The organism is Allobosea sp. 05L423 (genome assembly GCF_056397745.1).
On record NZ_JBFTOA010000015.1, the window covers coordinates 87467 to 108602 of the forward strand.

Consider the following 21136-nt stretch of genomic DNA (forward strand, 5'->3'; position numbering starts at 1 on the left):
TGACGAAGGCTCGAGAAACGTTGAAAGTCACATTGGACGCAAGCAAGTTTGCGTGCTTTAACAGGAGAAAACATTTCTCGGAGCGCAGGCTCCGCCCTGCTTTGGGCTTAACAGCGCGCGACGCTCTGAAGCGCGTCGCTCTGAACAATGCGAATCACCCAAAATTCGTCGAAATGGCAATATACTTTATATAATCTGCTTTATCTTTACCTTGAACAAAATTGCGATAAACTACCGAACCATGAAACGAAAATCCTCTAACTGGCTATCGTCTGCACAGCAGCTCCTTATTAAAGGCAGAGAAGCGTTTAGGTATCTGCCATCTCTATTGCCCGCCCCACCGACTGTTGTTGAGCAGCGCGAGGCCTGCGAGTTCGTTCCCTGTCACCCGGAGCCACCGAAACGTGATCCGAGTCTTGTCCGCCTCGCAATAGGCGCACGCCGCAATCTGATCGAAGGCTGGCCTGCCAGCTCCTATCGTTCGGGCATCGATAGCTTCTACATTATGCGCCGGCAAATCGTCTTCGTGAACAGCCCGGAGCATATCCGCTACGTGGTTGTGACGCGGCACAGCAATTACGAGCGGAAAAGCCCGCAGATGCGACGCGCGCTCGAAGCGCTCTTGGGGGATGGCCTCTTCATCAGCGACGGTGAAACTTGGAAGAAGCGTCGGCCCCTTGTCGCCGATATCATTCACAAGCGCCGCCTGCCGGAATTCGGCCAGACGATGGAAGGCGCGGCTCTCGCCGTCGTTGCCGAATGGGCCAGTCTGGCTGCCGATGCAGAAATTGAACTGACCGAGGAAATGGGCCGCCTCACCGCCTCGATCATCTCGCGCGCGGTCTTCGGCAACAACATCGCACGCGAGGCAGCCCAACAGGTCATCGATGGCTTCAGTGCCTACCAACGCCATGCCGATTCCTTCAACCTCGGCTATTTCCTGGGAGCCGACGAGGGGTGGCCCGCCTTCGGGGGCAAACGCCGGCGCAAGGCCATCGCAATGGTGCACGCCGTCGTCGAGAACGTCGTCAACGCCCACCTCGCCGGCGAAGGGGATGCCGGCTCGATGGTCGACCTGCTGATCCGCCGCAACCAGAAAACCGGCGGAGCACCACTGGACATCACGGCGCTTCGCAACGAGGCGGCGACGATCTTCATGGCCGGGCACGAGACCACGGCAACGACGCTGAGTTGGGCCTGGTATCTGCTCGCCAATGCAGCCTGGGTCCGCCAAAATGTCCATGACGAGATCGCCGCGGTCTGCGGCGACAGGGCGCCAACGCTCGCCGATCTCCCCCAACTGCGCTGGTGTCGCGCCGTGGTCCAGGAAACACTGCGGCTCTATCCGCCGGTTCCGCTGCTCCCGCGACAGGCGCGCGAGGCCGACCGCATCGGGCATATCGATGTCGAGAAATCCGCTCTCGTCATGATTGCGCCATGGCTGCTGCACCGTTCGGTGGATCTCTGGGAGAAGCCGAATCACTTCCTGCCGGAACGCTTCCTGTCCGGCTCCCGGATCGATCCCTTCGCCTATATTCCGTTCGCGATCGGTCCGCGTATCTGCCCCGGCATGAATTTCGGCCTGGACGAGGCGACGCTATGCCTTGCGATCCTGGCGCAGCGCTTCGAGGTGCTTCCGCGAGAGGGTTACAAGGTCGAGCCGGTCTGCCGCTTGACGCTGCGTCCCAAGGGTGGTCTGCCCGCCCGCGTGGTTGCGCGCGCACCGCGGCCCATGACCTGACGGGACGAGACCGCTATGCAGGCCCTTGAGAGAGTGCTGCATCACGCCTTGCGGAGGCTGCCGATCTCGTTCGTTTCGAACCTCGGCGCCCGGCTGGCCTGGCTCAAGATCCGATTCATCGACCCTGACGTTGCCCGCAAGGCGCGCGCCAACATCCGGCACCATTTTCCGGCCATGCCTGAAGCGGAGGCCGACAAGCTGGCATGGCGCTTTGTCGAGAATGTCGGACGCCTGATGGCGGAATTTTCCATCGTCCATCGTTTCGCCGCGGCCGAGCGGATGGAACTCGTCGGTGCGGATGTCGCCCGAGCGGATATCGGAAAGATACCGACCATCGCGCTATGCCTACACCTCGGCAATTGGGAGGTTCTGGCGTCCGCGTTACAGATTATGGGAGTTCCGATCGCGTCGATCTCGGAAATCCCCGACAACGCAGCGCATCGTGACATCGCCGAGGCGACTCGCAGCAGCTTCAACGTCAATGTGCTCCCACCAGACCGAAACGGTGCGCTGCGCGCGCTCTCCATACTCAAGGGCAACGGCGTCCTTGCCATCTTCCCGGATGAAAAGCGCAAAGGAACCATGATGGCGCCACTCTTCGGGCGCCCACCCCACCTGAAGGGCAATCTGGCTTTGGTGGCAAAGCTTGCCCGGCGCACCGGTGCTCAGATCGTTGTCGCCTATTGCGAGCGGGCTGGCGATACGCGGTTCCGCCTCCACTTCGAGCGGCCATTCCAAATGGAACCAGGAATCGGAAATCCCCTCGCCGATGTCGCCTTCCTCAATAGCCGGATCGAGCCGGTCATCCTGCGCCATCCCGAGCAATGGTATTATCTGGACGATTCTATTGGGCCGATCGCGTAGAGCCCCTTCCCACCACGGCTTGACCGGAGAACATCCTGTGCCAGCGCCGCCTCCGCTTAAGACTGCCGTCGTTTCTGGCGGCTCGAGCGGCATCGGGCTGGCTTGCGCGCGTGTCCTCCTGGCGCGCGACTACCGCGTCGTCCTGCTGGCGCGTGACATGACCCGATTGCTCGATGCAAAGATGCTGCTCGGCCCGGAACGCGCCAGCTTGGTCGATCTCTTGCCAGTCGATGTAGCCGATGTCTCAGCTTCGCAAAGCGCGATCGCTAAGATCGAGGCTCGCCACGGCCGCATCGACTGGCTCATCACATGCGCGGGGATCGTCGAGCCGGGATTGTTTTGTGATCTCGATCTCACCGCCCATCGCGCGCAGATGGAAACCAACTATTTCGGAACGCTGCACTTGGTCCACGCGACCGTGCCCCTCATGCGCCGCAGTGGTGGCGGCCGGATCACGCTCGTCTCATCCGGCGCAGCTTTCATCGGCATCGCCGGTTACAGCGGCTATGCGCCGGGAAAGTTCGCAGTGAGGGCGCTCGCGGAAATCCTGCGCCTGGAGCTCGCTGCCGACCGCATCGCCGTCAGCGTCGCCTGTCCGCCCGATACCGAGACGCCGCAGCTCGCGAGCGAGAGGTCGAAGCGCCCCGCTGTCACCCGCATGATCTCCGAGCAGGGCGGCGTGATGACCGCTGAACGCGTGGCCCAGCGGATCATCGAGAAGGCCGAGAGGGGGGTGTTCCTGCTGGTGCCGTCCACGATGATGGCGCTATTGGCTTGGTTTCATAGCCTGTACAGACCTCTGCTCGCCTGGCAGCAACAACGCCTGCTCAAACGCAGCTCCGGTCCCGCGAAACCATGAGAGCAGCATTTTCGCCTCATCGACCGTACCGTCAACTTGCTGCCGATCGGGTCGGGCCATGATCTATATCTGCTACGGGATCACGAAATCGGCGAGCACCTTTCTCTACCAGATGACGGAGGAGGTCTTCCGTGCTGCCGGACGGCCGGTCGTCAGGCTGGGGGCGCCGTTCCGGAAGTCAGATTCGGTCGAGAACTACTTCAACTTCATCGACCACAATCTTCTCGGCGAGATCGAGCACCATGTCGGCGGAGGCGACATTGTCCTCAAGACGCACGGGCCACCTCGCGGCGAGGTCGCAAACCACGTGGCAGCGGGGAAAGTCCTGGCGAGTGCTTCGATCAGGGATCCGCGCGAGATCGCGCTCTCGATGATCGATCACGGTGCCCGCTCCCGGCGCTGGCGAAACAAGCCGTTCTCGGAATTCCTGACTGTCGCCGACACGCTGAACTCGCTCGACATCCAGCTCGGTTGCTTCCGGGAGTGGGCCGTCGTCGAGCCCGTCAAGATCTTCACCTACAACGAGATCTGCTACGACAGCGAAGCCGTGATCCGCGCCATTGCGAACCAGATCGGCGCAGCCATCGACGCCGAGAACGTTCTTGCGAAATTCAGCGACAAGGGTGTCATCGGCCAGTTCAGCAAGGGCAAGGCGCTGCGCTATTCGGAGATGAGTCCCAGCGATCAGGCGGTCTTTCTTGAGCGCTATTCCGAGCTCTACGCCTCTCATGCATTCGACACCGACAAGGCCCGCAGCGTTGCGTCGGAGCAATCCTCGCTCAAGCTACGGGCGTCAGGCGAGCTCGCCCAGCACATCACCAATCTCAGACGCCGCTTCGGCATCTGAGAACAGATCCGAAGCGCAGAACATTATAAAGCGCTGTCAGCCGAGGACGCGGTCGTAGACCGCTTTCATCCGCTCGGCATAGAGCGCGGGCGAGAAGAACTCGGCCCGCTTGCGCCCTCGGCTCACGAGCTCTGCGCGTAGATCGGCGTCGGCATCGAGCGTTCGGATCGCATCGCGAATCTCTTCGATCTTGTAGGGATTGACCAGCATCGACGCGTCGGCTGCGACCTCCGGCATCGAACTCGTATTCGATGTGATCGTCGGCGTTCCCAGAAGCATAGCCTCGAGGATCGGAAGACCAAAGCCCTCGTAAAGCGAGGGAAACAGAACCGCCCGCGCGCCCCGGATCAGGGACATCAGAGAAGCCAGCGGCACATAAGGCAAGCGCTGGACGCGACGCTCGGGCTTGATATGAGAACCGTCGAAGCGCCAGCTCAGCAGCCGCTCGTCCTTCAACGTTTCGAGATCCTGCTCATATTGCCAGCCGAGACCGCCGACTAGGATGAGCGGCCGCGTCGACCCGGAAGCGGCATAGGCCTCGACCAGACGCGAGATGTTCTTCTTGGGCTCGACAGCGCCCAGGAACAGAAAGTAATCCCTGAACGACAAGCCGTATCGATTTTCAACGTCACGCGCCGCTTCTTCGTCTGAATTAGAAATCACAGCTTCGTTCACGGAGACCGACTGCCACGTATTGGTGATCCGATTGTCCGGGATCTTAAAAAATTCCTGGACATCCCGCCGCGTAAATTCGGAAACGGTTACGATATGATCCGCCTTTTCGACGATATGCCGGATCATGTTGTAGAAGTATTTTTTGTTGTCCAGCGTGGCATAAGGTAACCGCAGCGGAACGATATCGTGGATCGTGTATATGTTGGCGGCACCCTTGACGAACACTGGTGTCGGCCGCGTTACATGGAACAGGTCGTGGCGCCCCTCGGGCTTCACCTCCATCCTCCGCCCGAACCGGTTGAAATGGAGGAAGGACCGCTCCCAGAGCCGGACCGATCCGTGCATCGGATGCCGTCGCTCCGCCGCCCTGCCCGAGCCGGGATCGAGCACGATGCGCGGCGCCGGCAAGCGTTGCGCCCTGGAGCCGGTCGGCACCCCGATCGCCCAGTCGATCGCACGGCCGGCCATCTTGATCGGATCGATAGCCTTTGGATCGACCGCGTCGTTGAGAACAACCTCGGAAAGCAGCGCTTGACGGCGATTGATACTGCGCTCGATGCCGACGAGCAGTTCGACATGATGCCCGAGGCCGCTCGCCGTGCTGGCAAGGTTGCGCGCGTATGTGGCGATACCGGTGCCCTGCTTCAGCGTCATCGCATGGGCTTCGAGAAGAATGTTCTTCGACACCGGCTCTATCTTTCCTGATGTTCCTCGCGATGCCCCGTCATGAGCGGTGCCCCGCCTGACGCGGGATCAAGCCTCGCGTTCCTATGATTGACAGATAGGGCGTGAGGCCACGTCCTATCGGCGCAAAATCTCGTTCAGCGAGACATCGCCGAGAGCCTTCACCTCGCGGACCAGACAATCGACTGCGTCGTCGATCTGTGCGTCGCTATGCGTCGCGTTGATGAAGAAGCGCAGCCGCGCCGCCTTTTCGGGCACACCGGGCGGCACGATCGGGAAGGCGTTGACCCCTTGTTCCAAAAGGCGCTCGGCGAGGATGACGGTGGGGACTGTCTCTCCGATGACGATGGGAACCACACCGAAGCCCCAACTTTCGCCCGTGTCGAGCCCGGCCGCACGAGCCCGCTCTCTAAAGCGCTGCGACTGACGCTGCAGATGCAGAACGCGCTCCGGCTCGCGCACCATCAGATCAAGCGCAGCAGTCGCTGCTACCGCATTAGTCGCGGGCATGCCCACGCTGTAGACGAAACCCGGTGCCTGGTGCTTGAGAAGGTCGACGACAGCGGCGCAGCCCGCCACATAGCCGCCGCAACTGACCAGCGATTTCGACAGCGTGCCGAGCCAGAGATCGACGCCATTCGGCGCGACCGACTGATGCTCGAAGATGCCGCGCCCGGTCGGCCCGAGAACACCAAGGCCATGCGCGTCGTCGATCATCAACCAGGCAGAGAAATCGGTCTTGATCTCGATCAGGCGCACCAGGTCGGGCCCGTCGCCATCCATCGAGAACAAGCCCTCGCTGACGATGAGCACCCGCTCGAAACGATGCCGCTCGGCCGCGAGCATGGCTTCGAGCGCGTCGAGATCGTTATGCGGAAACAGCCTGCGGGCGCAGCCGGCAAGCTGAGCCCCGACCACGACGCAGTTATGGATCAGGGCGTCGTGAACGATGAGATCCTTCGGTCCCAGCAGCGTGGCAATCGAGGACACCGCGCCCGCATGGCCGGAGACGAAGGCGATGCAGTCCTGCGTCTCGTAATTGCGGGCAAGCGCCTGCTCGAGATCACGGTGGACCCGGCGCTCGCCAGCCGTAATCCGGCTGGCCGACACGGAACTGCCGTACTCCGCGACAGCCTTGGACACCGCCTCCGTAATCTCAGGATGGCCGTTCAGCCCAAGATAATCATAAGAGGCGAAGTTGGTGACGGGCCTGCCCTCGACCACCGATGTCGCCCCCGCACGGACGTCGTGTAGACGATAATAGGGATTCTGCAGTTTGGCGAAGTCGGCAAAACTCCGCTGGAACTTCATCTGCTGATAAAGCGGATGATCCTCGAAGGCGATGCTGGCGCGTGCCTGTGGCCGTGGTGTGCGCGCCGGAGCGGGCACAGCGCGCGGCGCCTCGTCCATCCGGGCGAGAAGACTGGCCAGCGCGCCATCGGAGAGAGGTGCTGTGTCATCGCTCATTCGGCGACACCTTGACTGGCACGGCGGACCATCGCTTCGACCTGGCCCGCCTGTTCAGGCGAGAGATCCATCTTCGAATGCACGTTGGCCAATCTGATGATCGTTGCCTGGATATTCTCGGCTGGAGCCTGCTCGACTTCCGCTTCGGCTTGATCGAGCTGATCGACGATCGTGCCGGCCATGTCGAGGAGGCTGCGGTCGCCGGCGCCGACCACCGCGATCTGAACGCCGATGGCTTCCTCGAGCGCCATGTGGAGCTCCAGCGCCATCAGCGAGTCGAGGCCGAGATCCGCGAGCGGCCGCGTCAGATCGACCTTGGCTTCAGCCATGCGCAGGATCTCCGCGACCTCACGGCGCAGAACTCCGGTGACGATCCCGATGGCTTCCTCTCGGCTCTTCCCGCGCAAGGTCGAGCCGAGATCCTCGCCATGGACCGCCCGCACCTCCCCACCGGGGTGGCCGAGATCGATGAAGGCCGCGCTCTTGAGCAGGTTCAGCTTGTCAGAGCCGCCGCCCGGCGAGATTCCGGCGAAGAACTGCACCGGATCGGCAGCGTTGCCGAGGCTCAGGAGCCGACCCAGATGCGCCAGTGCCTCGAACGAGCGCATCGGCACGACGCCGGTCGTCCGCCGCAGGCGCTGCCCGAGTTGCTTGTCCCGGGCGATCAGGCCGACATCGGAGATAGCGCCCCAACCGATTGCGAGGCCAGGTTTCCCCTGAAGGCGCCGGCCGCGCATGAACCCTTCGAGGAAGCCGTTTGCGGCGACATAGGCGCCCTGCCCTGGGCTGCCGATCAGCGTCGTCGCCGACGAGTAGGCTACGAAGAAGTCGAGCGGTTGATCCTCGGTGGCCTTCGACAGGTTGATGATGCCGTCGACCTTGGTCCGCAGAACCGCCTCCAGGCGCTCCAGAGACAGATTGGCGATCAACCCGTCGTCGAGATGCACCGCTGCATGGATCACGCCCCGGACGGGACCGTGCTCGCGAGCCAGCCGCTCGACCGTGGCCGCCACGGCAGGCCCGTCGCAGACATCGAGGGCTTCGACGATGACCTGCGTGACACCGGCCCTCATCGCGGCAAGCTGCGGCGCGAGATCCTTGTCCACCTCACCGCGACGCGACAGCAACGCGACATGCGAAGCGCCCTTGCGGGCAAGCCATTGCGCCGTCGCGAAACCGAGTCCCGCCGTGCCGCCGATGACGAGATGGAGGCCAGGGCGGACCTTGTAGCTCATCGAGGCAAGGTCGGTCCGTACGACGCGCGGCGGCCGGATCACGATCTTGCCGACATGCTCGGAGGCCTGCATCGTCCGGAACGCTGCGCCAACCTCGTAGGCGTCGAAGCTGCGATATGTCAGGGGACGCAGCCCCTGGGTCTGGAAGGCCTCGGACAGCGTCGCCATCATCCCGCGCACCAGCTCCGGATCAGCAGCGAGCAACTCGTCGAGGTCGATACCGCTATAGGCGATGTTGCGCAGGAATGGCCTCAAGGCCAGTTGAGTGTTGTCGAGGAAGTCACGTTTTCCGAGTTCAAGGAAGCGCCCGAACGGCTTCAGCAGGCGGAAGCTCGCGAGCATCGCGGAGCCAGCCAGCGAGTTGAGCACGACATCGACGCTGCCGAACCGCTTGCGGATTTCGCCAGCGAAACGCTCCTGGCGCGAATCGAAGACTGCGTCCGCCCCGGCGGCGGACGCGATGGCACGGCGTGCCTCATTGCTCGCGGTGCCAAAGACTCGCGCGCCATGAAGCTTTGCAATCTGGATCGCCGCGAGGCCGACTCCCCCGGCGGCTCCGTGAACCAGAACGTCATCGCCGGCACGGATCCGGCCACGTTCGACCAGCGCATACCAGGCCGTCGAGAACGCGACGGGGATCGTTGCGGCAGCTTCGAGATCGAGCCCGTCCGGAACGGGGAAGAAATGCCAATCCGGGCAGGCGATATGGGAGGCGAAGGCGCCGGTGGCAAAGCCCATCACGGCGTCGCCGGGCCGCAAGCGCGTCACACCGGCTCCAACCCGGCTCACCCTGCCCGCGCATTCGAAGCCGAGCGCCGCGCGGGTCAGTCCGGCTCCCAGAAGATCGTCATCGAGAAGGCCGAGCCCGACCATCACATCGCGATAGTTCAGACCTGCCGCGACGACCTCGACCTCGATCTCGCCTGCTTCCGGGGCCAAGCGCGGCTTCCGCTGCCATTCGAAACCGTCAAGGCCGACGCCGTCGGCAAAGTGAAGCACGGCGCGCTCGACGGGGCCGATCGGCGCCTCAAGTTCAATGCCGCGCCGAATGCGGCCGACCTCGATCCCATGGGAAGCGATCCGCAGCTCACGCTCGGCATTGTCCAAGGTCAGGATATCGGCGAGGCCGTTCTCCAGAGCAGAATCGGAGAGGTCGACGAGACGCAGGTCGATCTCGGGAAATTCGTTGATGGCCACGCGCATGAAGGCCCAGACACCGGCATCCTCGCCCGAGCGTTCGGAATCGATGCTTTGGCCGCTCTCGGTCAGAACCACCATCCGGCGTGGCCGTTCCGCCGCAGCGAGCAGCTTCAACAATTCGGTCAAAATCTCGATGCGAGCAGAAAGTCTGCGGCCTGGCGCAGCGTCTGAAATCTCGGGCGCAATGACAATCGTCACGCGGTCGCCTTCCGGCAGCGTTTCGAGCCACGCGGAAAGCGTTTCGATGCGATCGCAATCGAAGAACTCGGCCACCAAGCCATAACGATCGTGGCGGCCACCCGCGCCCGGCGCAGCCAGGATGGCGAAATGTTCCGGCGCGACCTGCGGCCTGTCGGAAACGGCGGCCCGGGCCGTGAGCAGAGCCAGCGTGCCGTCCGCGTTCTGACGTTCGTCGATGGCGGTGGCGCAGACCTCCTTCAAACAGCGTCGAGCCCCGTCCATCCCGCCATGCGCCGCAATCGCCTGGTCCTGCCAGACGGAGGGCGTGGAGGCTCCCAGCAGGAAGGACAGATGTGGATCTTCGACGGGTCCCGCCAGCAGGATTGGCGCTTCGCCGACAAGCAGATCCAACGCACCGCGTATCGCCGCTTCGTTGGTAACCCGTAGCTGCGAAAGCGGCATGTCGAAGCCGATGAGCGCATCGAAACGAGCGGGGGCGGACTTCTCGACGCCGTCAAGGATGAGCATGTCGAACAGGCTGCCGGCTCCGGGCCAATGTCTCTGTTCGTCGGCTCTCGCAGCGTTCGCGACGGCGACCGTGACTCGCACACGACCGGCTTGGACCGCTTCCGCCAAAGCCTCGGCAAGCCCGCTATTCCAATCGCCGGCGACGAGCAAGCGCAGGGGCCTGCCGGCGGCCGCGCTCCAGGTCGTGAGCGTGCTGCTCATCAGATTCCGCATTGCCGCGGAAAGCCCGAGCAAGCTCCAGTGATCATGGGCGAAGCCGGCCGGACGCGCCTCGACCTCCCCCGTACGCAGGAACGGACCCGCATGGCTCAACGCCTGGGCGGCCAAGCGCAGCTCACGGTTCGCAGCCGGGACCCGCTGCAGCAGGGTGCCGAGCAGAGTTTCGGGCGAGGGCAGCGCGAAAGTCGCCGACAGCCGCGTGCCATCCTCCGCGCTGTCCAAGCCGCCGGCCATTGCCAGCACATCCCGGGCCAATCCGAAAAGCGGCTGGGCCACCGGCGGAACCGTGCCGTCGACAACGACACTCTCGAAGCTGTCGCCGCGTTCGGGCGACAGCAGATCGCGGCAAAGCCTCTGCGCCAGCGAAATGGTGAAGGCCTTCAGCAGGAGGGAAAGCTGCTTCGTTTCACCGGTCTGGCCGCTGTCGGCATCCGGCGAATCGTCCGCGACTTCCGGCAAGACCACCGGCGCGATCGACAGATGCTCCTGCCGGAACGTCCGCTCGATCATGAATGGCTTGACCAGATGGACCGAGCGCAGGACTGCGGCCTCGATCGCCGCGACAAGCACTCCATCCTCACCTAACAGGATGACCGATAGCGTCTTGAAGCGGTCGGTCTCCCGCGACAGCTTCGTCACCGAACGCGTTATCTTCGTCGCCGGCTTCCAGACGCGGATGCGACGAAAACGGATCGGGAGATGGGCCTTGCGCTCGCCGTCGCGTTGCGGGCGCGCGAGGAACAGCCCGTGGAAGCTGCCGTCCAGCGAGATCGGGTGAAGTACATGCAAATCGTCGAAGGCGCCGGTGCCGCCTTGGGGAACCGACAGGCGGCTTTCGCCGACGGTCTCGTCCCGTAGCGTCGAGAGCACGACCCGGAAGCGCGCTCCATAGTCCAGGCCGGCGCGTTCGGCGGCCGAATAGATCTCAGCGGCCTCGCTGAATATCGGGTCCTCGACCTCGGGGATCTCAGGCACTTGCGCCGCTGCGGCAGGCCGCAGTGGTTCCAGCGTCCCACGAGCGTGCAGGATCCAGTCCCCGCCGGCGAAGCGACGCCGGCTCCAGACCTCGATCGAGCCGGTATGCTCGAAATAGCGGGTGGAAATCTCGCGTGTCTCATCCTCGGCGAACGTCATCGCCTTGGTGATGTCGAATTCCACGATCTCCAGCGGCACGGCGCCGAACAATTCGCGGCCGGCCGCCAGAGCGAGCTCGATCAGCCCCGCCGCCGGCATGACCACGCCGCCGTCAACTCGATGGTCGTCGAGGTAGGGCAGCAAGACGGGATCGAGCAGATTGCGCCATTCCGGTGAGCCGTCCGAGAGTCGGGCCCCGAGTAGCGGATGCAAAGGCACGCTTGCGATCAGGCGGCCATGAGCGCTGATCGCTTCGCTCGTTCCCTCGAAATGATACTGTTCCGGCTGGAAGGGATAGGGCGGCAGAGCTGCGATCTTCGCCGGAGCGTCGCCAAAAACCGCCCGCTGCTCGTGAGCGATACCGTTGACCGCAAGGCGAGCGACCACCACGCTGATCGGGTCCCGGTCCACGGTGTCGTTGGTCGACAGGGTCGACAGCACGGGACTTTGGACTTCGGCAGCCTTCAGAACGTCCGAGATCGGACCGACGAGGATGGCGCGTGGAGAGATTTCGACGAAAGCCGCATCGGAATGCGCCGCCAGTGCCGCCTCGACCGCTTCGCCGAAGCGGACGGGGCGGCGGATATTGTGCCACCAATAGAACTCGTCCAACTCCTCGCGCGCCAGCGCGCGGCCGGTTACGGTCGAATAGAAGGGCGTGTGCGGCGGCTGGGCTACGATTCCGCCGAGATCGCGCACGAGAGGCTCGCGGACAACATCGAGCGCGCGGGAATGGAACGGATAGTCCACATGCAGCGGGACACAGGCGACTCGGCTCTTGCGCGCCACCCGCGCCAGCATCTCGAGTTGACCGGCAGGCCCGGATACCGTCGTCGAAGTGGCGCTGTTGTAGGCGGCGATATCGACCTCATCCGCGCCGGATTGCCGCAACAGGTCCTCGACATTCGAAGAGTTGCTCGCCAGGACCAGCATGCGGCCCTTGCCGCGCACAGCCTCCTGGTGCCAGCTGCGCTTGTGCATGATGCGTAAGGCGTCGCTCCGGGAGATCAGCCCGCAACACTCCGCTGCCGCGATCTCTCCGACACTGTGACCGAGAACCCCGGCAGGACGGATGCCGTATTCGGCCAGAACGGCTGCGAGGGCCGATTGCACAGCGAAGATCAGCGGCTGCGCGATCGAGGTTTGCTCGAGCTGCTCGGGCGAGACACCGTCCCGCAGGCAGTCGGCAATCGACCAGCCGGCGATCTCTGCGTAGAGGCGGTCGATCTCGTCGATCTCACGCCGAAAGGCCGCGTTGCCGCGATAGGCAGCGACGCCCATCTGTCCGAACTGCGCACCGTTCCCGCTGAAGACGAAGACGGCGTCGCGGACCGCGCCATGGACCACGGCTGTCGAGGCACGGGCCTGCACATCGGAGCCCTGCCCGAAGGCGCGCAGGGTATTGGCCACATCCGCTGCGGCAATTGCCTCGCCAGCAAGCGGAATGGCAATGCGATGCGGCAATACCTCTCGCTGATATGCGAGGGCGCCCGCAACATGGGCACTCGTTTGGCCGCCCGAAATCGTCTCCGCGATTTGCAGCGAGCGAGTCTTGAGCGCTTCCGCTGTGCTGGCTGAGACCAGCAGCACTTCGGCGGAGCGTGAAGACAGCTTGTGTGCTTCGGTGGCCTCATTGCTTCGTGCCGTGCGCAGGATGGCATGGCCATTCGTGCCGCCGAAGCCATAGTTGCAGATGCCGGCGAAGAGCTCCTGGCCATTGGATGGCAGCGCAAGCGACTGGGTGACGGGCGAGAGGTTGAGGTCATCGAAGGCGATGGCCGTATTCCGTTCTTCCGCGAACAGCGAGCGGGGAACGACGCGATACTCCAGCGCGAGGCTCGCCTTCAACAAGCTCGCGAGGCCCGAGGCAGCCTCGAGATGGCCGATATTGGATTTGACCGAACCGATCGGCAGAGGGCTCGCCCGGCGCTGCCCTAGTGCTTGGCCGATAGCCGCAGCCTCGATGGGGTCGCCGATCTTCGTCCCCGTTCCGTGCGCCTCGACAAAAGCGAGCGCATCAGGGTCGAGCCCCGCCGACCGGTAGATCGTCTCGATCAAATGCTGCTGAGATTCCGTTGAGGGCAGCGAGATGCCATTAGTCCGGCCGTCCGCATTCGTGCCGGCGGCGACGACCACGCTGCGGATCCTGCGCCCGGCCGCGACCGCGTCGGACTCCCGTTGCAGCACCAGCACCACCGCCCCTTCGGAGCGCACATAGCCGTCTGCAGCTTCCGAGAACGGGCGACATAACCCTGTTGGCGAGAGCATCCGGGCTTGCGAGAAGCCGATGAAGGGAACCGGCGAAAGCAGCATGTTCACGCCGCCGACGATCGCCACCTCGATCTCCCCGGCTCGCAGCGCCGCGACAGCTTGCGACAGAGCCACGAAAGAAGACGAACACGCCGCGTCGGCAGTGAAGCTCGGCCCCTTCAGGTCAAAGACATAGGATAGCCGGTTGGCGAGAATCGACAGGGCATTGCCCGTCATGAAGTGACTGCCGATGACGGCTGGATCGAACGCGCCGACACTTTGATAATCGGCAAGCGAGGCGCCGACATAGACGCCGATATTGCGGCCCGCCAGCGATGACGGAGGCAATCCAGCATCCTCGCAGGCTCGCCACGTCGCCGTCAGCAGAAGGCGCTGCTGCGGGTCCATCTGCTGCGCCTCGCGTGGCGAAATATTGAACGGCGCCGGATCGAAGCCGAAGGCATCGTCGAGATACCCTCCAGCGAAAGTATAGGAGAAGCCAGGAGCGGGGTCGCCCGGCCGAAGGAACCGCTCGATATTCCAGCGCCCGTGCGGCCTTGGCGCCACGACGTTTCGGTCGGCCTGCAGCAATTCCCAGAATGATGCGAGCGAATTCGCGCCGGGCAGGATGCACGATGCGCCGACAATAGCGGCTTCAGTGACAGTCGACGGCTTTCGAAACGACATAGACTTCGGCAATCCCGACGACCCCGTGCAATCAGCGCAGGTATATTACGGCAGAGTCATGCCGCCACACCCGATCTGCTGATAAGGGCCACCCGTGCAAAATACAATACGAGTTAAACTTTAGATCGCGCCACCGGCCTCGATCTTATGGACGAACTGTGAAAGCGACTCGAAGTAATCGGACCAGGTGAAACTGGCGTAGCCCGGCGAAGGAGCCAGGCGGCGCGGCTCGTCCAACAGGAAAGACGTAACGGCAGCCTCCCAGCCCAGGCCATCGATCGGATCGACGAAGACCGTTTCAGGGTGCCCTACTTCACGATGCGCCGGGATGTCGGAGGCGATGACCGGCGTGCCTACCGCCGCTGCTTCGACGACAGGCAGGCCAAATCCCTCGATGAAGGACGGCATCAGCAACGCGCGAGCACCACTGATGACGCGCTTGAGCGCCGGAGTAGACAGGCCGTGGAGCACATGAATCTGCGCGCTTACATCACCTGAGCGCCGCAGCCGATCGAGGATCAGGTCGCCTTGCCAGCCCTTGGCACCCGCGATCACGAGGTGGGGCGTATTCGGCCCAAGACGACGATGCAAGCGCTTCCAGACCTCCAGAAGCATCAGATGGTTCTTTCGTAGCTCGATCGCACCGCAGACCACGAAATACGGAATCGAGGCGAGCGTCGGGTCTGGGTCCGGTGGGTGACGGAAGATCGACGGAACGGGCAAGGGCAGCGCGAGCGTGGGTAGAGCCTTGACGCCCCGGCGCTCCAACTCCACCGCAATCGCTTTCTGAGCAGTTCGGGTCGTCACGATCAGGCCCGCGGCGTAGCGCGCCGTTTGATCGACCATGACCGAATGCGCCTTAACGGCGCTCGGGGCGACATATTCCGGCGTTTCAAGCGGAATGACATCGTGCAGCATGAAGAGAGGTCGGACATCCGGCCGCCGGTTTAGCCAGCGAAGCAAGAATGGGACTGCAAGGCCTACTTGGCCGACATTGAGGTAGACGGTGTTTTGCTTGAGCGTTTTGGCCGCATCGTCACCGAAGCCGATGCCGGTTGCCTTGATGAGCGAGGTCATCCGGGCTGTCAGAGTTAAGGGACCGCTCGACGGAAGGTACCATGACGATTTTCCGGCTTGCATCGTCGGCGCGAGCGAGGTCCAGGCGCCGTCGACCGCCGGCAGCTTGTTCTCGGCCCACAGTTCCTCCAATCGGGCCAGGCCGCGCAGGACGCGCTCACGCGGAAAAACGCGTGTGCCCCAGGCCGTCGGAAGGATGGCGCAGCAATCGTCCTTCTCATGCTCAAAGAAATAGCGCGCATAGGCGAGATCGACCCGGTCAATGCCGCGTGGGGTCAGGGACAGCGGTCCCAAGAAGAGTCGCGTCGCGTCATAGGCGATCGGCACGGAGGAATCCTACAGGGCTGGCTGAATTCGATTGCCGATCGTTACGGTCTCAAAATATGTCGCCCCGAGCGGGCAACGATCCGACCTTGTGATGAAATGCGGATTATTCGCCGACGATGGTTGAAACCGGCAGCGTACTCGGCAATAGCTAGCCCCATCATTCCCAGCAACCAGTAAACGTCCTTGATACGCATCAATAACAGCCTCGTCGGCGCTGTCGAGCGGAAGGCGCTGGCTTGGCTCGTCAGGCGTGTGCCGGCGCGAATGACGCCGGATATGCTAACGGCTTTCGGCATCGTTGGCGCGGCTCTTACGCTGGTAGGCTATGTCCTCACCGCTTGGTCAGCCGGATTTTTGTGGCTGGCCTCGTTGGGCCTCGTATTTCACTGGCTCGGCGATTCGCTCGACGGCAATCTCGCGCGTTTCAGGAAGATTGAGCGGCCAAAATACGGATACTTCCTCGACCAGACGATCGATGTCATCGGCAACCTGCTGATCTGCTTGGGAATGGGGCTCTCGCCCTATGTGCGGATGGACATCGCCTTGCTGGCACTCGCTGGCTACCACGCGCTCTCGATCTATTCGCTGGTCAAGGCCTGTGTCTCAGGAGAGTTTCACATTTCCCTGGTCGGTTGGGGGCCGACCGAAATGCGTTTGCTCATCATTCTGATGAACACGATGATCTTCTTTTTCGGCGCGCCCGAATTCGCCTTTGCCGGCTTGGCCATGACGTGGTGCGACATCACCGTGCTGCTGATGGCGGCCGGTTTCTTCGTCACCTTCGTCCACCTGCTCGCGAGCTATGCGGCGGAACTCGCGCGCGAAGAACGCAGTGGTCACGACGAGGAGGCTCGGGTTCGCCCGCGTGTCGTCTGAGAGGACTGTGGCCTTGAAAAGGAATGAACGAGCAGGCGCTCAGCCATAATAGGCGATGTATTTCCGGAAATAGTCCTCCCAGGTTATCCATTCGCCTCGAACGAGGTATTTTCGCCTCGCATCCGCCCATCCGATCTGCAGTGCAGTCGCAACCTTCGGATGGATCGGGACCTGCAGGCGACGCAGGGAATCCAGCGAGCCGGGCAACCAGAAATGGAGCGAAAGCCCGAGCTCTTTCGCAACCTGCCGGACCAGCATCTTCATGATGCGACCATTGGGATGAGCGGTCGTATAGAAGGTTTGCCTAGCCCTGAAATTCTCGAGGATGTAGGCGCCGATGCCTGCCTCGAACTTCCGATCCATGTCCTCGAGGCGAGCCTGTTCGAAGCGATGCAGGCGATTAAAGTCGATGAGCCGATCGACCTCGAGCGCTTCATAGGCTTTGAAGCGTTGCTCATGGTTGGGAATCTCTCGCCGCAACCGCGCCAGCAAGCCGTCGAAATAGGTGAACTCGAAATTCGGGAAGTCCCGATTGCGGGCCAGCTTGTCGTCCGGCCCGTTGAACGCGTCGAATGGCCAGGGTGAAGCAAAACGAACACAGGGATAGCGTAGCGTCGGCAAGTCGCTCGGCACATGGGCGCGCAGCGGATATTGATCCCATTCCCGGATATCCTGGACGAGGAGCAGGTCGCACTCCTCCAAATCGCGTTTGCCCTGCTCATGCAGATTGGCTGGAAGCTCCATGTAGTGGTGCTTGACCGAAAAATGGCGCGAGAAGCCTGAATGGTAGCGAAGCGCCTCGGCCAGCAGGTTGCCCTGACAGTTCCCGAAGATCACGATCTGCTTTTTGACCGACGTGGCGGCCGCCGCTCTCCCCCGTGCCGGCAAAATCGATGGAGCTATTTCCGCGGACAGCCGGCGCAGATCGAGCGAGCGGAGGACGACATCCGCATTGCGGAAGTGGCGCAGCCGAATATCGATCGTGCGCGGCACACCGACATCAAGGCTCAGATCCTTCGCAACGGCGAATTCGAACGAGACACTGCCCGTTTCCAGCTCGCCCGCGTGGAACCGGGCGTGCCCCAGGACAATGCCGTCCCGCGTCTCGACGGCGATTTCGAGCGCAGGTTCCGACGCGCTCCGCATGTGCTTGAGCTCGCAGATGACATCGGCGCGATAGGTCCCGGCCGGAAGCCGCAAAAGAGCCGAGCTGCGGCCCAGTTTCAGGCGTGTAATCGAAAGGGGCGTCAGACGCACCGAGCCCGGGATCGGGAGGGTCCGCAGTCGGCCGAGCAACCGCCACGGCGCGAGCACGCTCGGTGTTTCAGTCAGCGGCTCGGCGGCCTCGCGATGCAGTGTGACCGAAGCCATGGTCAAAAACGCATTGCCGAAATGGGTGAAGCGGAACTCGAAAGGGGCATCGGCGCCGCTTTCTATGCTGAGCTCCCGCGGCACCTCGAAGGCCAAGCTCAGCTCACCGCTGCGGAGTTCGGCCGCCGTGTAGTCGCGCCATGCGCGCAGGATTCGATTCTGCGCGATGACCTCCAGGCCCAGAACTGGATGCTCGCCTTGGAGCGGCATGCGCACACGGCACTGAAACGATATGCGATATCGACCCGCCTCCAGACGCAGGAAAGGACCGTAGAGGAACGCCTGCGCCGGAATCAGGAGAACCACCGATACGGTACCATCGGACCAGCGCCTCGCCGGCTCGCGTACCTCCATCAGTGGCAGGAGCGGCCGCGCATCACTGTTGCGAGCGTCCGGTGCGGCATCCTGCGTCGTCTTGACTTGCGCCAAAGCATCCATTCTCGGTTCCACCGGATGAGAGCCGGGTCTTGTGCCTCATTAGCCAATGCGCAAAGCAGCAACCAACGCCGTCGGCAGGCCTTGCCCCGCTTTAGCATTCCTTGCGTCAGCGCGCAGCCGGCACAGCAAGACTTTCGCGGTTGATCTGGCTGCGGCGCGACTCCATAGAATAGCGATAGTGCTTTCACCTCGTTCGTGGGGCAGAAGAAAATTGAGGCGCTCTATCCCGCCTCTCGGATCGATGCCCGCGCTCGCTTTATAGATAGCTTTCAATGAGCCATTTCTCGTCTTTGGCAGAGGTCTTGCAGCATCAGGCCGAGAGACGGCCTGAGATTGCCGCGGTGACTGTCTATTCCGATCGCCCCGGCGATCGCCCGAGACTGACCTTTGCCGAGCTCTCCGCCCAAGCATCGCATCTCGCACAGCAACTCGCAGCCGAAACGACGCCCGGTGACCGTGCTTTGCTCATTTTTCCATCCTGCCTGGAATTCGTCGTGGCCTATTTCGCCTGCCTGATGGCCGGTGTCGTTGCGGTCCCGATGATGCCGCCGCGTCGCAACGCGAATCACGACGCCAGCGCCGCCATCATCGCTGACTGCGCACCGCGGCTGGCGCTGAGCCCTGCGTCCGATCCGGATCCGCGGGGGCTGCTACGCCAGCGCCTGGCTGAGCGGGGCATTCGCCACATGCTTGTCACGCTGGCACCCGAGCCCGCGCCGATCTGCGCCTTACGCCGCAATCCGACGGACCTTGCCTTCCTGCAATATACGTCCGGCTCGACCTCGTCACCGAAGGGGGTGATGGTCAGCCATCGCAACCTGCTCGACAATCTGGCGATGATGCAGGCGCGCCTGGGCAACCATGCAGACTCGGCCCATGTCAGCTGGATTCCGCTCTACCACGACCTCGGCCTGATCATGAATTTGCTGCAGCCGATCTATCTCGGCGCGCCCTGCGTTCTCATGACGCCGTCGGGGTTCATGCACCGCCCGCTGAATTGGCTCAGGGCGATCAACGATCACCGCGCCGAAGTTGCCGCGGCTCCGAATTTCGCTTTCGATCTGTGCGTCGACCGGTTCCGGCCGGAGCAGATGGAAGGCGTCGATCTCAGCGGCTGGAAAATTGCCCTCAACGGCGCCGAGCCGGTGCGCGCCGCAACCCTGGAACGATTCAGCGCGACCTTCGCCTCCTATGGCTTCAAGGCGGAAGCGATGCGTCCGGCATACGGCCTGGCGGAAGCGACCTTGCTAGTGACCGCCGCCAAGAGAGGCGCCATTCCACGCATACGCCAGGTGAGCGCGAAGGCCCTCAAAGCCGCACGCATCACGGTCCCGGAAGATGCCGAAGATAGCTGCCCGATCGTCAGTTGCGGTTCGCCGATGGACAACTTGTCCGTCCGCATCGTCGATCCAGCCACCCAACGTCCGTTGCAGCCCGGCGAAATCGGCGAGATCTGGATCCAGGCTTCGAGTGTTGCGGGCGGCTATTGGCAGCGCCCCGAAGACAGCGAGCACGTGTTTCGCGCGCATCCGCAGGTGCTTGAAGACGAAGCCCCCGAGCAAGTCGGCGCCTGGTTGCGGACCGGGGATCTCGGGCATCTCGACGAGGATGGCGAGCTCTACGTCGTCGGCCGAATCAAGGACGTCATGATCGTCCGAGGCGTCAACCATTACCCTCAAGACATCGAGGCTACGGTTGCCGCCAGCCACCCTTCCCTGCGGCGGGATCACGGGGCAGCCTTCACGGTCACTGACGAACACAACGTCGAGCGCATCGTCGTCGTCCAGGAAGTCGAGCGCAGCCAGCGCCATGCCATCTCCGAGCCGGAGGTGTTTGCAGCGGTTCAATCGGCCGTGGTGAACAACCACGAAGTGGCCCTGCACAAGATCGTGCTGATCCGAACAGGCTCGCTGCCGAAGACGACGAGCGGCAAGGTTCAGCGCAGCTTGACCAAGCGTCGGTGGCTCGAAAGAACGCTCGAGCCATGGAATCTTCCGGAGCCGGTTGAGGATCGCACTATCGTCTCCGCTTGACGGCCAAGGGCCGCCGCTGCATTCGGGGCGCGGACCCACGATCAACGCGACGGACCGCCATGCCGCCAGCTTCCGACATCGAACGCTTCTGCAAAGCCGGTCTTGGGGCCATGCTCGACCGCGACGGGGCCGGGATTGAATCCTCGGCGACCTTCGCGAGCTTGGGCCTTGACTCCGCCGCCGCTGTGCATTTCGTCCTGGAAGTGGAGCAAGAATACGGTGTCGAGCTCTATCCTGGTGTGACGCAAGATTACCCGACGATCGCTCAATTCGCGGATTATCTTGGAACTTTGAAGCCAATCTAAATTATGACCAGCCCGGAGCCTTCCAGCCTCGGCGGTTCGAGATGTACTGGTCTTTTCTTTGGGGCCGATCTCGACTGCGCGGAGCATTGGCGATAATATTTCCTCTGCCGATAAACTCACGCGGCAAGACAAGCATTCT

Annotated in this window: 12 protein-coding genes; 7 read left to right on the forward strand and 5 right to left on the reverse strand. The window is 62.9% G+C overall.

The window, feature by feature from the left end; all coding sequences use genetic code 11:
• Positions 1-211: 211 nt before the first annotated feature.
• From AC1DNE_RS23885 to AC1DNE_RS23900, 4 genes are read left to right on the forward strand one after another with little or no spacing between them, the layout of a single operon-like run.
• Entirely contained in the window at positions 212-1741 is a 1530-nt protein-coding gene (locus AC1DNE_RS23885) for a cytochrome P450 (RefSeq protein WP_476841221.1), read from the forward strand.
• Between the two features lie 15 nt (positions 1742-1756).
• Positions 1757-2605, forward strand: coding sequence for a lysophospholipid acyltransferase family protein (locus AC1DNE_RS23890; RefSeq protein WP_476841222.1), 849 nt, complete (start codon positions 1757-1759; stop codon positions 2603-2605).
• Positions 2511-3464 carry an SDR family oxidoreductase gene (locus AC1DNE_RS23895; RefSeq protein WP_476841223.1) on the forward strand — a complete coding sequence of 318 codons (954 nt, stop codon included), beginning with the start codon at positions 2511-2513 and terminating at the stop codon, positions 3462-3464. The genes AC1DNE_RS23890 and AC1DNE_RS23895 overlap by 95 nt, the downstream gene beginning before the upstream one ends.
• A 58-nt stretch (positions 3465-3522) precedes the next feature.
• Complete coding sequence (locus AC1DNE_RS23900; protein WP_476841224.1) at positions 3523-4311, forward strand: hypothetical protein; 789 nt, start codon at positions 3523-3525, stop codon at positions 4309-4311.
• A 36-nt stretch (positions 4312-4347) separates the two neighbouring features.
• Here the strand turns inward: AC1DNE_RS23900 and AC1DNE_RS23905 are convergent, their stop codons facing one another.
• The 4 genes from AC1DNE_RS23905 to AC1DNE_RS23920 form a co-directional block, all read right to left on the reverse strand.
• A complete protein-coding gene (locus tag AC1DNE_RS23905) occupies positions 4348-5640 on the reverse strand; it encodes a glycosyltransferase family 4 protein (RefSeq protein ID WP_476841225.1) in 1293 nt (430 codons plus the stop codon).
• Between the two features lie 147 nt (positions 5641-5787).
• Positions 5788-7137: an aminotransferase class I/II-fold pyridoxal phosphate-dependent enzyme gene (locus AC1DNE_RS23910; protein WP_476841226.1), complete on the reverse strand. Its 1350-nt coding sequence runs from the start codon at positions 7135-7137 to the stop codon at positions 5788-5790.
• Complete coding sequence (locus AC1DNE_RS23915) at positions 7134-14570, reverse strand: SDR family NAD(P)-dependent oxidoreductase (protein WP_476841227.1); 7437 nt, start codon at positions 14568-14570, stop codon at positions 7134-7136. Before AC1DNE_RS23915 ends, AC1DNE_RS23910 begins: the two co-directional genes overlap by 4 nt.
• 120 nt (positions 14571-14690) lie before the next feature.
• Positions 14691-15974, reverse strand: a complete 1284-nt coding sequence (locus AC1DNE_RS23920) for a glycosyltransferase family 4 protein (protein ID WP_476841228.1) — start codon at positions 15972-15974, stop codon at positions 14691-14693.
• A 264-nt stretch (positions 15975-16238) separates the two neighbouring features.
• Here AC1DNE_RS23920 and AC1DNE_RS23925 point away from each other — a divergent pair, with 264 nt between their 5' ends.
• Positions 16239-16850: a CDP-alcohol phosphatidyltransferase family protein gene (locus tag AC1DNE_RS23925; protein ID WP_476841229.1), complete on the forward strand. Its 612-nt coding sequence runs from the start codon at positions 16239-16241 to the stop codon at positions 16848-16850.
• 39 nt (positions 16851-16889) lie between these two features.
• On the opposite strand, the gene AC1DNE_RS23930 is transcribed toward AC1DNE_RS23925, so the two are convergent.
• Complete coding sequence (locus AC1DNE_RS23930) at positions 16890-18659, reverse strand: WcbI family polysaccharide biosynthesis putative acetyltransferase (protein ID WP_476841230.1); 1770 nt, start codon at positions 18657-18659, stop codon at positions 16890-16892.
• 272 nt (positions 18660-18931) lie between these two features.
• Between AC1DNE_RS23930 and AC1DNE_RS23935 the strand changes: the two genes are divergently transcribed.
• Positions 18932-20692 carry a fatty acyl-AMP ligase gene (locus AC1DNE_RS23935; protein WP_476841231.1) on the forward strand — a complete coding sequence of 587 codons (1761 nt, stop codon included), beginning with the start codon at positions 18932-18934 and terminating at the stop codon, positions 20690-20692.
• A 59-nt stretch (positions 20693-20751) separates the two neighbouring features.
• Positions 20752-20997 carry an acyl carrier protein gene (locus tag AC1DNE_RS23940; RefSeq protein ID WP_476841232.1) on the forward strand — a complete coding sequence of 82 codons (246 nt, stop codon included), beginning with the start codon at positions 20752-20754 and terminating at the stop codon, positions 20995-20997.
• Positions 20998-21136 lie beyond the last annotated feature (139 nt).

Bases quoted from the DNA above. Each gene is read 5' to 3' on its own strand.
- AC1DNE_RS23890 (WP_476841222.1), top strand. From the start codon at position 1,757: ATGCAGGCCCTTGAGAGAGTGCTGCATCACGCCTTGCGGAGGCTGCCG.
- AC1DNE_RS23895 (WP_476841223.1), top strand. From the start codon at position 2,511: ATGTCGCCTTCCTCAATAGCCGGATCGAGCCGGTCATCCTGCGCCATC.
- AC1DNE_RS23900 (WP_476841224.1), top strand. From the start codon at position 3,523: ATGATCTATATCTGCTACGGGATCACGAAATCGGCGAGCACCTTTCTC.
- AC1DNE_RS23905 (WP_476841225.1), bottom strand. From the start codon at position 5,640: ATGACGCTGAAGCAGGGCACCGGTATCGCCACATACGCGCGCAACCTT.
- AC1DNE_RS23910 (WP_476841226.1), bottom strand. From the start codon at position 7,137: ATGAGCGATGACACAGCACCTCTCTCCGATGGCGCGCTGGCCAGTCTT.
- AC1DNE_RS23915 (WP_476841227.1), bottom strand. From the start codon at position 14,570: ATGTCGTTTCGAAAGCCGTCGACTGTCACTGAAGCCGCTATTGTCGGC.
- AC1DNE_RS23925 (WP_476841229.1), top strand. From the start codon at position 16,239: ATGACGCCGGATATGCTAACGGCTTTCGGCATCGTTGGCGCGGCTCTT.
- AC1DNE_RS23930 (WP_476841230.1), bottom strand. From the start codon at position 18,659: ATGGATGCTTTGGCGCAAGTCAAGACGACGCAGGATGCCGCACCGGAC.
- AC1DNE_RS23935 (WP_476841231.1), top strand. From the start codon at position 18,932: ATGAGCCATTTCTCGTCTTTGGCAGAGGTCTTGCAGCATCAGGCCGAG.
- AC1DNE_RS23940 (WP_476841232.1), top strand. From the start codon at position 20,752: ATGCCGCCAGCTTCCGACATCGAACGCTTCTGCAAAGCCGGTCTTGGG.